The organism is Paenibacillus sp. FSL H8-0048 (assembly GCF_038002825.1).
In the GTDB taxonomy this organism is placed as follows: domain Bacteria; phylum Bacillota; class Bacilli; order Paenibacillales; family Paenibacillaceae; genus Paenibacillus_AQ.
Window position 1 is genome coordinate 5,966,598 of sequence record NZ_JBBODF010000001.1, and the last position, 13,340, is coordinate 5,979,937.

General features: G+C 56.0%; 14 protein-coding genes. 9 read left to right on the forward strand and 5 right to left on the reverse strand.

The window, feature by feature from the left end:
• Positions 1-5 precede the first annotated feature (5 nt).
• On the forward strand, positions 6-548 hold the full coding sequence (locus tag NSU18_RS25855) for a GNAT family N-acetyltransferase (RefSeq protein WP_341150390.1): 543 nt from the start codon (positions 6-8) through the stop codon (positions 546-548).
• A 584-nt stretch (positions 549-1,132) separates the two neighbouring features.
• Positions 1,133-1,873 (forward strand): NADPH-dependent oxidoreductase, encoded by a 741-nt coding sequence (locus NSU18_RS25860; protein WP_341018602.1) that lies wholly within the window; start codon positions 1,133-1,135, stop codon positions 1,871-1,873.
• 224 nt (positions 1,874-2,097) lie between these two features.
• On the opposite strand, the gene NSU18_RS25865 is transcribed toward NSU18_RS25860, so the two are convergent.
• Positions 2,098-2,907, reverse strand: coding sequence for a histidinol-phosphatase (locus NSU18_RS25865; RefSeq protein WP_341016950.1), 810 nt, complete (start codon positions 2,905-2,907; stop codon positions 2,098-2,100).
• Between the two features lie 44 nt (positions 2,908-2,951).
• Entirely contained in the window at positions 2,952-3,854 is a 903-nt protein-coding gene (locus NSU18_RS25870) for a LysR family transcriptional regulator (RefSeq protein WP_036701586.1), read from the reverse strand.
• Positions 3,855-4,241: 387 nt separating this feature from the next.
• Here NSU18_RS25870 and NSU18_RS25875 point away from each other — a divergent pair, with 387 nt between their 5' ends.
• The 5 genes from NSU18_RS25875 (at position 4,242) to NSU18_RS25895 (ending at position 9,131) form a co-directional block, all read left to right on the forward strand.
• Positions 4,242-4,697 (forward strand): chemotaxis protein CheX, encoded by a 456-nt coding sequence (locus tag NSU18_RS25875; protein WP_341016951.1) that lies wholly within the window; start codon positions 4,242-4,244, stop codon positions 4,695-4,697.
• Positions 4,698-4,725: 28 nt separating this feature from the next.
• Positions 4,726-5,502: an SDR family NAD(P)-dependent oxidoreductase gene (locus NSU18_RS25880; RefSeq protein ID WP_341016953.1), complete on the forward strand. Its 777-nt coding sequence runs from the start codon at positions 4,726-4,728 to the stop codon at positions 5,500-5,502.
• Between the two features lie 173 nt (positions 5,503-5,675).
• Positions 5,676-7,166 (forward strand): DEAD/DEAH box helicase, encoded by a 1,491-nt coding sequence (locus NSU18_RS25885; RefSeq protein WP_341150391.1) that lies wholly within the window; start codon positions 5,676-5,678, stop codon positions 7,164-7,166.
• Positions 7,163-7,909: an ABC transporter ATP-binding protein gene (locus tag NSU18_RS25890; protein ID WP_341150392.1), complete on the forward strand. Its 747-nt coding sequence runs from the start codon at positions 7,163-7,165 to the stop codon at positions 7,907-7,909. The genes NSU18_RS25885 and NSU18_RS25890 overlap by 4 nt, the downstream gene beginning before the upstream one ends.
• Before the next feature lies 1 nt (position 7,910).
• The gene (locus NSU18_RS25895) at positions 7,911-9,131 is read left to right on the forward strand and encodes an ABC transporter permease (protein ID WP_341150393.1); all 1,221 of its coding nucleotides are present in this window, start codon (positions 7,911-7,913) and stop codon (positions 9,129-9,131) included.
• 186 nt (positions 9,132-9,317) lie between these two features.
• Here NSU18_RS25895 and NSU18_RS25900 read toward each other — a convergent pair whose 3' ends face one another.
• Positions 9,318-9,431, reverse strand: coding sequence for a YjcZ family sporulation protein (locus NSU18_RS25900; RefSeq protein WP_209875980.1), 114 nt, complete (start codon positions 9,429-9,431; stop codon positions 9,318-9,320).
• A 153-nt stretch (positions 9,432-9,584) separates the two neighbouring features.
• Entirely contained in the window at positions 9,585-10,886 is a 1,302-nt protein-coding gene (locus NSU18_RS25905) for an aminotransferase class I/II-fold pyridoxal phosphate-dependent enzyme (protein WP_341016959.1), read from the reverse strand.
• A 223-nt stretch (positions 10,887-11,109) separates the two neighbouring features.
• Here NSU18_RS25905 and NSU18_RS25910 point away from each other — a divergent pair, with 223 nt between their 5' ends.
• Positions 11,110-11,895, forward strand: coding sequence for an AraC family transcriptional regulator (locus NSU18_RS25910; protein ID WP_341016960.1), 786 nt, complete (start codon positions 11,110-11,112; stop codon positions 11,893-11,895).
• 224 nt (positions 11,896-12,119) lie between these two features.
• Positions 12,120-12,869: a 2,3-diphosphoglycerate-dependent phosphoglycerate mutase gene (gene gpmA / locus NSU18_RS25915; RefSeq protein ID WP_341150394.1), complete on the forward strand. Its 750-nt coding sequence runs from the start codon at positions 12,120-12,122 to the stop codon at positions 12,867-12,869.
• A 7-nt stretch (positions 12,870-12,876) separates the two neighbouring features.
• On the opposite strand, the gene NSU18_RS25920 is transcribed toward gpmA, so the two are convergent.
• Positions 12,877-13,323, reverse strand: coding sequence for a DUF1569 domain-containing protein (locus tag NSU18_RS25920; protein ID WP_341016962.1), 447 nt, complete (start codon positions 13,321-13,323; stop codon positions 12,877-12,879).
• Positions 13,324-13,340 lie beyond the last annotated feature (17 nt).

Consider the following 13,340-nt stretch of genomic DNA (forward strand, 5'->3'; position numbering starts at 1 on the left):
AGTTCATGAGCACTTATGAGATGATCATGGGGATGTCGCTGCAAGGGTCCAGGGTGGAACTGAAGAATATGGCGTCCGGCGACGGAGCGCTGCTGAAGTCGCTGCTCTCCCACCCGGAGGTACAGCCGCATATTCAGCTGCGTCATGCATCGACTTCCCGGCAGGGCGTGCTGGATAAGCTGGTGACCCGGATGCTGCATGGCTATGATCCCGGCTCACTGCATGCAGGTATCTATATCCTGGGACAGCCGGAGCTGATCGGATCAGTCTCCCTTCAGAACTGGAACCGGCAGGAAGGCCATGCCGTGCTGGGCTATATGCTGAATCCGTCATGGTGGGGCCGCGGATATGCGACTGAGGCACTGGGATTGCTGCTGGCCTACGGCTTCAGGGAACTTGGACTGAAGAGGGTCGAGGGGCGCTGCCGGGGGGACAATTACCGGTCCGCCCAGGTCATGCTGAGGAACGGCCTGACGCTGGAGCGGACCCTGCCGATGGCGGACGGCTCGGGCGATGTAATGAAAGTCTTCACATTGTCATACAAATGAAATAATGCCGTTATCAAATTCTAACAGTCAGCGGTTAAACTAAGTACATGACCCCCTTTTGAAAATATAACTGCTGCTGGGACCCGATGATTCGGGTCCATTTTTTTTGGGCTTGTGTGGGTATGGGCTCCTGATGGGCTTCCCAATGAGAGGGATAGATCCCTTTGAATTGGCCCGGAAGTGGGCCGGATGGGGAAATGAGAGGGATAAATCCCTTTGAATCGGCCCGGAAGTGGGCTGGACGGGGAAATGAGAGGGATAAATCCCTTTGAATTGGCCCGAAAGTGGGCCGGATGGGGAAATGAAAGGGATAAATCCCTTTGGATTGGCCGGAAGTGGGCTGTACGGGGAAATGAGAGGGATAAATCCCTTTGAATTGGCCCGGAAGTCGGCTGGGCGAGCGAATGAGGAGCATTAGTGCCCCTGAATTCGTAGATAGTCGGCTAAATAGCCAATTGAGGAGCATTAGTGCGGTAGCAAACATTGTGGGCTGGCAGTCTCCAAGGGGATTGGGCTATGATAGTGTACATGATACAGTGGATATGACAAGTATAGATGGGGGAGGAAATGAACCTTTGAATGATGTGATTAGATTACTTATGAACCACCGTTCGTTCCGGAACTACAGCGGGCAGGAGGTGGAGCCTTGGAAGCTGAAGACGATTATTGAGGCAGCCCAGGCGGCACCCTCTTGGGTGAACGGCCAACAGGTATCGATGATTGCGGTACGCAGCGAGGAACGCAGGCAGCAGCTGTCGGCGCTGAGCGGCAACCAGAAGCATGTGGCGGAAGCGCCGGTATTTCTGGTGTTCTGCATGGACTTTTACCGGGCGAAGCTTGCAGCGGAGCTGGAAGGCCAGCCGTTCGAAACGGCTGCGGATGTAGACGCGTTGCTCGTTGGGGCTACGGATGTCGGCATTGCGTTAGCGAACACAGTGGCTGCCGCCGAGTCACTGGGACTGGGCATTATCCCGATTGGGGGCGTGCGCCGCAATACGGCTGGGGTGATCGAACTTTTGCAGCTGCCAGAGTATGTATTCCCGGTGGTCGGACTCTGCATCGGCTATCCGGCGGGAGAACAGCCGAAGAGTTCACGCCTGCCTATAGCGGCGGTATATCATGAAGAAGTCTATAACCCGGATCAGCAACACCTGATCGAAGAATACAATGAGACCCACCGGGAGCTGCTCAAGTCCCAAGGAATGACGGAGCGGAGCTGGACCAGCATAATTGCCCGCTTCTACGCGCTGAATCCGCAGTATGGGGACTCGCAGCGTACGCTGAAGCAGCAGGGCTTCACCTGTGAGAATCTAAATAAGGAGTAACTAGTTAAGGGCCGGAGGATTGCAGATTCAACCGGGACCTGCGACTCGGTTCGTGAGCAGGTGGCTGTTAGATGCTAGGAGTGAAGAGTTGGAAGGTAGCAGCTAATAGTTTGTAGTCTGTCCGATGCTCTAATAGTATCGCCTTAGCCTAATAGAAACCCCGCTTTGCAAGTCTGATGCAGACTTTGGCAAGGCGGGGTTTTTGAAATGAAGTATGCGGTTCCCTACAGTGCGACCTTAACCTTCTCGCGCCGCTTGTAATAGACCCAGTACTCGAAGCCAATCTCCTTCAGCCGTGCAGCTACCTGATTGCGCTGGTCGGCAACACGGGCAGGGAGATGGGCATCGGAGCCGAAGCTGACCTCCACGCCGAAGTGCAGGGCCCGTTCCAGAATCTCATCGGAAGGGTACCAGCCGCCGCACAGCTTGGTGCCGCCGGAGGTGTTGATCTCGATGGCCGGACCGCATTCGCCGATCACGCGCAAGGCTTCGTCAATCTCCTTGGGAGCAGCGATCCCGGAGAAGGGCGGATAATTGCCTTTCATGGCATCGATATGGCCGAGAATCTGGAAGATGCCGCTGCGTGCGGATTCGGCAATCAGCCGGTAGTACTCGGCCTTGGAGGCAAGCATCTGCCCGGGGTCCAGTCCCTTCCAGCGGCCCTGGTTGAAGATACTGACCTCTTCAACATGATGTACGGAGCCGATTACATAATCGAACGGGTATGCGGCGTAGGTCTTGCGGTACAGCTCCGCATGCTCCGGGAAGAAGTCGGATTCCATGCCGAGCAGGACATCGATGCGGCCTTCGTATTCTTTTTGCAGCGATAACACTTCCTCCACATAATGGACCAGTTCTGACTTGGCCATGGCAATGCGCGGAAAAGCCTGCTCGGACGGGCTTCCGAAGTAAGGCGAATGATCGGAAATCCCGATAACATCCAGCCCCGCCGCGATTCCGGCTTCAATATAGTCCCGGATCGTGCCGTCAGCATGGCCGCAGCGGAAATGATGGGTATGCAGGTCGAACTTCATAATGGAACATCTCCTTAGGCTAATATGGCAAAATAGGGTGCAGGTTACTCTGAGCCGATGAACTGGGTCTCGGGCATTCCCTTAAGGTCGCTCAGGAACTGTCTCATCGCAGAGTTGACATACTTGCCGGACTTGGTGATGACACCTACAGGATGGGTAACCTCAAGCTCAATGATCGGGACGATGCGCAGGGTACCGCTTCTGACCTCGGCAGTGACCGATTGCTTGGAGATGACCGCCGCTCCCAGATCAAGCTCGACCATCCGCTTCACTTCCTCGCTGCTGGTCAGCTCCATAATCACCAGCGGCTGAATACCGTGCCTTGCCAGCACCTCGTCGACAAATTTCCGGCCGACGGTATCCGGTGAGAGCAGGATGAGCGGGATGGTGCCCAGTGCCTCGATCCCGGCTGTTTTGACCTGGGCCAGCGGATGGCGGGGCGAAACAACCAGTTCGAAAGTATCATAATACAGGACCGAGGTCGTCATTCCCGGATTGCGGCCGATCAGATAGCCGATGCCGACATCCACAATCCCGTTCTCGACTTGCTGGTAGATCTGGGAGGAGGACATGGATGAGATCGAGGTTTTGATATGAGGGAACTGATCCTGGAAATAGGAGAGCACCCGGGGGAGAATCTGGATGGCGATGGAGGTGGTCGTACCGAGAATAATATGCCCTTGGGGATTCTCTTCGAGATCGGCAAGGCGCTGCTTAAGCTCATCTACGATTCCAACAATCTGTTCCGCGTGGGCGAGGAAGACCTTGCCCCTGTCCGTCAGCGTCACCGGCTGATTCCGGTCAACAAGCTGGGTTTTGAACTCTTCCTCCAGGCTTTTGATCTGGGCCGAGACTGCCGGCTGCGTCAGGTTGAGCAGCTCGCCCGCCTTGCGGAAGCTCATGGTTTTGGAGATGGTGATCAGTGTTTCGAGCTGGCTGATATTCATGGACTGTCCCCCTTATGGCTACCGGATGGTGCCGCCGTATATTTGTACAAACAGGGAAAGCCGCAGCTTTCCGGAGGGCATATGTGCACATGCAAGCTTCCAGAATTAGAGTCTGCAAGCCGCGGATTCTGACAAAGTAGACAGGTACAAGGGTCGCTGTGAGTGCTGCACTCGGAGGGTGTGACGCCGCAGATCTTACGTTTATTGATTAAATTATAGGAGATTCCTCCCGGGAGGGCAATGTTGCGGTCCAAACTATCTTCATAAATCATTCGAGCAGACCATTAATTTTTGGTGAATAATGCCGATATATGAAGTATAATAAATCATTATTGCATAGGACTTTTGGTATATGACTAAAGACTGGTCGAGGGGGACAGCACTTTCATGAAAGCAGAAGTAATCAATCCGTTTTTAGAGTCTGCGCGCATTGTTATTGAACAGGTGATCCAAGTCTCGCCATCCACCGGTATGCTTGGGATCAAGGATATTGAACTGATCGATGATCATATATGGATTCAAGTGGGAATGACAGGTCAGCTCAGCGGGGATATTATCTTCGGGATTGCCGAGCAGGTAGCGCTGAAGATCGTGTCTGCCATGATGGGCGGCTATGTGATAACAGAAATGGATGAGATGGGCCAGAGCGCCATTTCCGAGCTGGGCAATATGATCAGCGGCAATGCCAGTACTATTCTCTCCAATCAGGGGGTGTCGGTAGACATTACCCCGCCGAAGCTGATGAAGTCCGAGAGCATGACTGTTCTGCCGCGCAAAGCGCTGAGTATTCCTCTTGTGATGGAAGGCATTGGGGAGCTTGATATTCAGGTAATGATCTCTTAGGCGGATAATCGGGAGTTGAATCTATTCCATGGCATTACAAGGCAAGATTGTGGTAATTACAGGAGCTTCGAGCGGGATTGGCGCGCTTACGGCGCAGATGCTCAGCGGGCAAGGGGCGATTCCCGTTCTTCTGGCCCGGTCCAGGGACAAGCTGCAGGCGGTTGCGGCGGGCATCCAGGGGGAGCATGGGCTGTTCGTCTGTGATGTGACCGATGAGGCGGCGGTGAAGCGTACCTTTACGGAGATCCTGGAGCAATACGGCAGAATTGATATTCTGCTCAATAATGCCGGTTACGGCAGGTTTGCGGCTTTTACAGAGATGGAGTCTGAAGAGTTCGCTGATATGATGGATGTTAACTATATGGGAATTGTGCGCTGCACCAAGGCTGTCGTTCCTCATATGCTTACGCGCGGCAGCGGTCAGATCGTGAATGTGGCCTCCATGGCCGGCAAAATCGGAACCGCACGCTCAGTGTCCTACACGGCCACCAAGCATGCCGTTCTCGGCTTCACCAATGCGCTCCGGCAGGAGCTGCGGAGGAGCGGGATTATTGTCTCGGCTGTGAACCCCGGCCCCATCGCGACCGAATTCTTCAAGACCGCCGACCCTTCCGGTAATTATGAACGAAGCGTAAGCCGGATCATGATGACGCCGCAGCATGTGTCCGCGAAGATCGTCAAGCTGATGGATAAGGGTAAAGAGGAAGTGGACCTGCCCGCTCTGGCAGGCTTCGGCATCCGGCTCTATGGCCTGTTCCCGCGGCTGGCAGACAAGCTGACCTATAACCTGATGAACAGAAAATGAATAAATTGTAGCTTCGATGTATGGCGTGAAGACTTGTCCCCCTTTGGTATACAGGATGGTAAGACCGTTTAAATACGGCCCCAGCTTAGATTTTATGGCCTTCCATTTGGTGGAGAGGCCTTTTTGGCATATAATGAACATATTATCTTAAGTGAAAAGGATGAAACCCTATTATGAATAAAGCTTCTTTTGCGGCTATCGGCATCCAGGAAGACCTTGCTGCCCGGTTGTCTGAATTCGGCATCACCGAACCATCCCCTGTACAGGAGCAGACGATTCCGCTTCTGCTGGAAGGAAGAGATGTTCTGGCCGCATCCCAGACAGGAACAGGCAAGACACTGGCTTATCTGCTGCCGCTGCTGCAAGGGATTAACCCGGATTCGAAAGCGGTGCAAAAGCTGGTGCTGGCCCCAACCCAGGAACTGGCGATGCAGATTCTCCGTGAAGCAGAGCGCTACGGGGCACACCGGGGCATCCGGGCCATAGGGCTGATCGGCGGGGCGGCGATTAAGCGCCAGATTGACAAGCTGCGGGAGCATCCGCATCTGGTGGTAGGCACCCCGGGACGCATCCGTGAGCTGATCGGGCTGCGCAAGCTCAAGATGCATGAGGTGAGCACGATTATTCTCGATGAGGCGGATCAGATGTTCCAGCTTAGCGGCGCGGGCGAAGTAACGAAGATCGTCAGCAGCGCGCTGCGTACGCGGCAGCTGGTTATGCTGTCGGCTACGATTGGACCGGAGACCCGTTTGCTGGCGAACCGGGAGATGAAGAATCCGGCGGAGGTCGGCATCGATCCCGGCATGATGACTGCCCAGAGCCTGGAGCACCACTATGTGGTGTGCGAGGAGCGGAACAAGATCGATATGCTGCGCCGGGTGATCCGCCACTATAAGCCGGACCGGGCCATTGTCTTCGTGAATGCGACCGACGACATCGCTGAAGTAACGGCGAAGCTGAACCACCTGGGCCTTCCGGCCGCAGCGCTGTACGGCGATGCCGACAAGGTGACGCGCGCAAACGTGCTGACCCGCTTCCGGGACGGCAAGCTTAAGGTTCTGGTCGCCAGTGATGTAGCGGCGCGGGGCCTGGACATTGAGAATCTGACGCTTGTCGTCAGCTTCGATCCGGCCTTTGACTCCGAGCACTATGTCCACCGTGCCGGACGGACCGGGCGCATGGGCAAACGCGGCTTATCCGTAACGATCGTTACGGAGCAGCAGACGTTCATCATGCGCAAATTCGCCCGCGAGCTGGATATCCAGCTGGACGAGCGGGAGATGGCCTTCGGCAAGGCGCTGGCGGAAGGCGAACGCGCCGAGCTGCGCAGCGGCGGCGTGAAGGAGCGCCGCGAAGGGGCTGAACCACGCGGCGGCATTGCAGCGCCGCGCACCGGCAAGCCGCAGGTGCGGACCTCGGCGGCTGGAACAGCAGCCGGAGGGACGGGCGGCGACGCTCCGGCAGGCCAGCCGGGGCTAGCTACCGGCGGCAGTGGCGTTACGGTGCGGCGCGAGCAGCACCGGCCGGGAGTGAGCGCCGGCACGCGCAGCGCGGCGGGGCCGGGGGGCAAGGCCCGCAGCCAGGCGGAGCGGGAGCAGAACCGCAAGAATAAGGGAGCCCCGAAATGGCTCAAGAACAAAACCCCGAGAGGTGACGGTCAATGAATACAGCTCCCGTATTGGAAATTACGGGCCTCAGCGGAGGCTACAGCCTGAACAAGCCGGTGCTGCATGACATCGGCCTGCAGGTGCAGCCCGGTGAGATGGTTGGGTTAATCGGACTGAACGGTGCGGGCAAGAGCACTACAATGAAGCATATCCTGGGGCTGATGTCCCCGCATAAGGGTGAGATTACGGTACAGGGGAAGACGCGCAGCAGCGATCCCGGGAGCTACCACAGTGCGCTGTCCTTCGTGCCGGAATCCCCTCTGCTCTATGAGGAAATGACGGTTCGTGAGCATGTGGAATTCACGGCCAGAGCATATGGCGTGGAGCGCAGTGATTATGAATCACGCACCAGCCAGCTGGCTGCACTCTTCAATATGGAGGACAAGATGGATACCTTGTCCTCTCATCTGTCTAAGGGAATGAAGCAGAAGGTGATGATCATGTGCGCGTTCGTAGCGCGCCCGGCCCTGTATGTGATCGACGAGCCGTTCCTCGGCCTTGACCCGCTGGGTATCCGCTCTCTGCTGGATTTCATGCTGGACCTGAAGAAGTCCGGAGCTTCAATTCTGCTCAGCTCGCATATTCTCTCCACGATTGAGAACTATTGTGACCGGTTCATTGTGCTGCATGGCGGCAAAGTGATTGCGGAGGGAACGCTGGCCGAGATGACCGCGAAGGCCGGGCGGCAGGGCTTGAATTTGGAGCAGCTGTTCTACGAGCTGGTTCAGGGAGGGAAATGATATGGATTTGAAGGAGCTGCGCCGGCAGCGGCGCAGCCGGTTCACAGGCAGCCTGATCCCTTATGCCGGATATATCATTCAGAGCGGGGTAGCCATGGTGTTCCTGCTGGTGTTGATTATGTTCTCCGCCTGGTATACAGCGCTGCTGCGCGATATTCCCTCTGGCATACCGATCCGCTGGATTATGTTCGTCCTGCTGGTGCCTGCGGCGGTGCACAGCAGCTTCCGGACGTATCTGCAGACCCCGGATACGATCTTCCTGCTGCCGCAGGGCCACCGGATGAGAGAGTATTTCGCCCCGTCCTGGGTCAGCGGCAATGTGTGGAAGATTCTGCGCATGGCCTTCATCCTCATTACATTATGGCCGCTGTACATACGCACCGAGGAGTCACCCCGGGGACTGCTGGCTACCCTGCTGGTGCTGATTCTGGTCAAGCTGTTATCCAGCTACGGGTTATGGCGGGAGACGGCGATGCTCTCCCGCCCCGCTGCGGCAGGTTATAACTTGTTGCGTTGGGCAGTAGGTGGTCTAATGGTTGCCGCATGGTTATGGCAGCCGTCCATGCGCGCCCTGATCTTCATCCTGATTCTGGCCGCAGCCTATGTGGCCGCACTGGCTGTTCCAGGACGGCATGCTGTTCCGTGGGAACGCCTAATCACTATGGAAAAGAATCAGGGGACCCGGGCGCTGATGGTCCTTGGCTGGTTCGTCGATGTTCCGGGACGCGAGCAGCGGGTCTATGCCCGCCGTTATCTGTCGCGTTGGGGCAGCGGACTGAGCTGGCAGCGGGATTCCGCCTACCGGTTCCTCTTGACCAAAAGCTTCGCCCGGGGGGATGTCTTCGGCATCGTCCTGCGGATGGCTGTGCTGGATCTGTTCCTGGTCTGGATGATGAAGGACAGCTACCTCGGCAGCGGCATCTATGTATTCTTCCTCTTCCTGATGGGCATTCAGCTGACGGCACTGCGCAAGCTGCACAGCGAATCGTTCTGGCTGACCGTCTACCCGCTGCCGGAGGGCAGCAAGGGCAAGGGAACGATCCAGTTTGTATTCCGGGCCCATCTGGTCCTGGCGCTGCTGACCGGATTGCCGCTCCTGCTTCAGGCCGGGCAGCGGCCGTTGGAAGTGCTGGCTACCTTCGCCTGCGGATTCCTGCTGGCGTATCTGTTCAAGGTCAACTCCACCCGCAAGGAAGCGCGTATGGATGAAGACGACCTGTAGACACCCGCAAGCGGGTGTGCTTATCACAAATGGCCTCAGGCTCTCGCGGATGCGGAGTCTGAGGCCATTTTCAGAAGCAAAGAATGTATGCAAGGGAATTCCCTCTTCATATCAGCTGGAGCAGGGAATGCTATAACACGTGGATCGGAGAGAGCGCGCAGCTCCCTCCAGGGGACTCACTCCCTGTTAGACAAAGAGTGAACGGCTGATGATAACCAGCAGGATAAAGAGAACCAGAATCGCTCCAGTGCTTGTGAACCCGCCGCCGTATCCGTATCCGCCTCTAACTTCTTCGCTCATTGTTCATTCCCCTTTCGCGTGTGAGTGTGTTGTACTTGAGTACATCGTATTGTATGTGCGGAGGGAAGAACGTGTATAGGCCAATGCCATAGCCACGGGCAAAAAAAATCAGCCCCGGCCTTCCGGGGCTGACGCAGGTATGCAAAGGGATGCTCAGGCCTTCTCCAAATCACGGACGCCCGCATAGACCAGATCGAACAGATCCTCCAGCTGATCCTCCTCGATACAGGAGAAAGCAATACGCAGGTCACTCTCGCCAAGGGCGATGGTGCCCAGGCCGTAGGTGTGGATCAGGTGGAGCCGCAGATCTTCCGCTGAGACGGTAAAGAGCTTCAGGCACATGAAGTACCCGGAGTTGAACGGATAATAGGTCCACACATCATTACCGTATTTGCCGCTGTCCAGCAGCGACTTCACTTTGTTGGCCCGGCCTTTCATGATCAGGAATTTCTCTTCCTTTTGGGCTGAGAATTCCGGTGCCTTGAGTGCGTCGAGTACGAAGGTCTGCGACGGATGCGCGCCGCTGGAGATGGTAGCCCGGATAATGCCGAGCGTTTTTTGTTCCAGCGCAGCCAGCAGCTCCTTGTTCTCCGAAGCGTAGGTGATGAAGCCGACGCGGAAGCCCCAGACGAATTCTTCCTTGGTGGCTCCGTCAATCTTGACCGCCAGCACGCGCGGATGCAGATTCGCCAGCTTGCCGAACAGGGATTCCTTGAGTGAATCCTCGAAAAAGAGTCCGAAATAAGCGTCGTCGCTCACCACTACCACATTAATGCCTTCTTCGGCAGCACGCAGGATAGCGGCAACAATGGCCTCGCCTTCTGCAAGGCCTGGCGTATATCCGGTTGGATTATTCGGGAAGTTAAGCAGGACGATGGCTTTGCCGCGGTCCTTCTGGGCCAGCAGGGCATCCAGCAGGCCTTCGCTGTTGAAGCTCATGTCCTCCGTGAAGAGCGGGTAATTCACGGTTTCGGTCAGCCGGCGGATGCCGAAGGTCAGCTCGTAGTTCTCCCAGTTTTTGTCCGGATAAATGACGGCATCTCCTTGCTCTGCGAACAGATCGGCAACGATGCTAAGCCCGTGGGTCAGCGCATTCGTGACGATTGGATTACTGAAAGACTTGCCTTCAAGCGACGGATTCTCACGCAGCATCTTCTCCCGCCAGACGGAGCGGAGCTCCGGCTTGCCTGCTGGAGGCGCATAACCGTACAGGTCTTTGGGACTGTAAGCGGAGAGCTTATCCTGGATTACGCCAAGGTGCATCGGCAACCCGTTCTCGGTAGCAATCCCGATGGTGGCGTTATACTTTTTAGCATGAGCCGTTGCCTCTGCGGATTGGCTCAGAATCCCCTCTTTGGGGAAATAGATGGCTTTACCGAGACTCGAGAGCATATCGTATACATGTTCATTGCCTGCCTTGATGCTGTCATTCAATTGTCCAGCCAGTGGATTCATCAGTTTCATCCTTCCGGTATTCTTCTGGGATATATACGTTAACATTGCCTAACATTATAACACCGTGGATTGCCGCCGTCACTGAGTAATGCGGTGATTTGATAAATAGTTTTGGAATCCGGCGGCGGTCTGCTCCATTGCGGCATGCGGAAGATGTACAAACAGGAACCGGACAAGGTATTATGAAAAGTAAGCTTACGCTACATTTATAGGAGGGAACGATATGCTTCATGCATCGCCATCCTCTTTTGTCATCCTCCCGGCTCTGGCGAAGATTGTCTGTGAACCGGGCTGGAAATGGCAGAAAAGAGAGAAGCCGCTGCAAAACTATGACTTGTTCTATGTCTGGAGTGGAGAGGGTACGGTTGTGCGTAGCGGCGTGCCCTATCAGGTAGGGAAGGGAAGCTGCTTCCTGTTCCGGCCGGGGGATTATACCAGTGCCACACATAATCCGCAGAAACCGCTTGTCATTACATATATTCACTTCGATGTGACGGAGGAGGTCACAGAGCTGCCGGCCCCTTACCATGAGCTGACGGAGACGGTGGAGTTCGAGCATCTGCTGGCCCGTTATGTCCGGCTGTTCCTGGTGCAGACTTATGCGGCGGAGGAGGAGGGGCGTCTGATTCTGAAGCAGCTCATGATTCATCTGCTGCGCCAGGATCAGGCAAGGCCGGTCGAGCGCCATGTCAGCAACCAGCTGGCGGAGGTGATCCACGAGGTCGCCAACTATGTCAGCCAGCATCCCGGGGCGGCGCACCGGGTAGAGGATCTGGCCGCCCGGGCGGGGTTGTCCCCGCGTTACTTCTCAATCAAGTTCAAGGAGATCACCGGCTCCTCGGTCCAGTCCTATGTGATCCGTGCACGGATCGAACGGGCGCAGCATCTGCTGCTGTATGCGGGCATGAACGTCACGGAGGTGGCGGATGCGCTCGGCTACCGGGACATCTTCTTTTTCAGCCGCCAATTCAAGCAGCACACCGGGAAAAGTCCTTCGGAGATCCGCTGAAGCGGCGGGGAGTATCGTGCTGAGTGTGGTATAGGTACTTCGGGTGTTAGATGTGCTGTGTGTGCTGTGTATGCTGAGTCCGTTTGCCCTGCGTGATCTGGCAGAATAGCTGAAATAGCGGCTTCCCAGTCCGCGAGTCAGGCCTGAAGTTGAAGCGCACACTGCACTGTGACACAATAAAGGAAAGCACAGCAAAATATATACACGGGAGAAGGAGCATACTTATGTACGAAATCGTTCTGATACGGCATGGTGAGAGTGAATACAACCGGCAGAATCTGTTTACGGGCTGGAGTGATCCCGATCTGACGGAGAAGGGCGTGGAGGAGGCCAAGAAAGCGGGCCGGCTGCTGAAGGAGAACGGATACACCTTCGATCTTGCATTCGCTTCGGTGCTGAAGCGTTCGATCAAGACGCTGAACTATGTGCTGGATGAGATGGACCTGCTGTGGATTCCGGTGCAGAAGTCGTGGAAGCTGAATGAGCGCCATTACGGTGCGCTGCAGGGCCTCAGCAAGAGCGAGACCGCGCTGAAATACGGCGAGGAGCAGCTCCACATCTGGCGGCGCAGCCTCTCGGTCCGGCCTCCGCAGCTGGAGTCGGATGATCCGCGTTATGCCAGACATGATGTCCGTTATAAGGAAGTGCGGCCAGGCGACATTCCGCACGGCGAGAGTCTGGAGGATACCGTGCACCGGGTTGGAGATTTTTGGACCAACCGGATTGTGCCGCTCATCCGCAAGAAGGAGCGGGTCCTGATCTCGGCGCACGGCAACACGCTGCGGGCCCTGATCAAGTATATGGAGGATATCGACGAGACCGCACTGCTGGATCTAAATATCCCGACCGGCGTTCCGCTGGTCTACAAGCTCGACGACGATGTGAAGCCGATCAGCCGCTTCTACCTCGGCGAACCGGAAGAGGTGCAGCAGAAAGCCCGCGACGTTGCGAACCAGAGTAAGGTTACGGAGTAAGGCGGCTTTAATGCTGAACTTCCGAGAAATGATCGGCAATGTGCATGGCGAAATACCGGTCATATTCATCCTTGCTCAGCTCACCGAAGATCAGATGGGGGGCGAGCGGACCCTGGTAAGCCTGGAAGGTGTCAATGGCCTGCCGCAGCAGCTCCATTCCTTCCTTGGCCGTTCCTGAAGTCTTGAGCTTTGCCCCACCCGGCACATGGGCAGTCAGGTTGTGCTTCATGAAGCCCTGCTTCAGAAATTTTCGGATAACTACCCGCCCGATCGTGTTTCTCACCAGCTTGGGCTTCAGTTGAGGATAGCCCGTCATAGAATACTCAATAGTCTGGGCGCAGTGCGCCAGAATCTCGTAGAGAGGCCACTGGCTGGTCGGAATATCCTCATTACCCTCCAGCTGTAGCAGCTCTTTCTTCACCTCATCCAGTGATGCTAATTGTAAGGTACTCATCCTATTTTCCTCCTTCT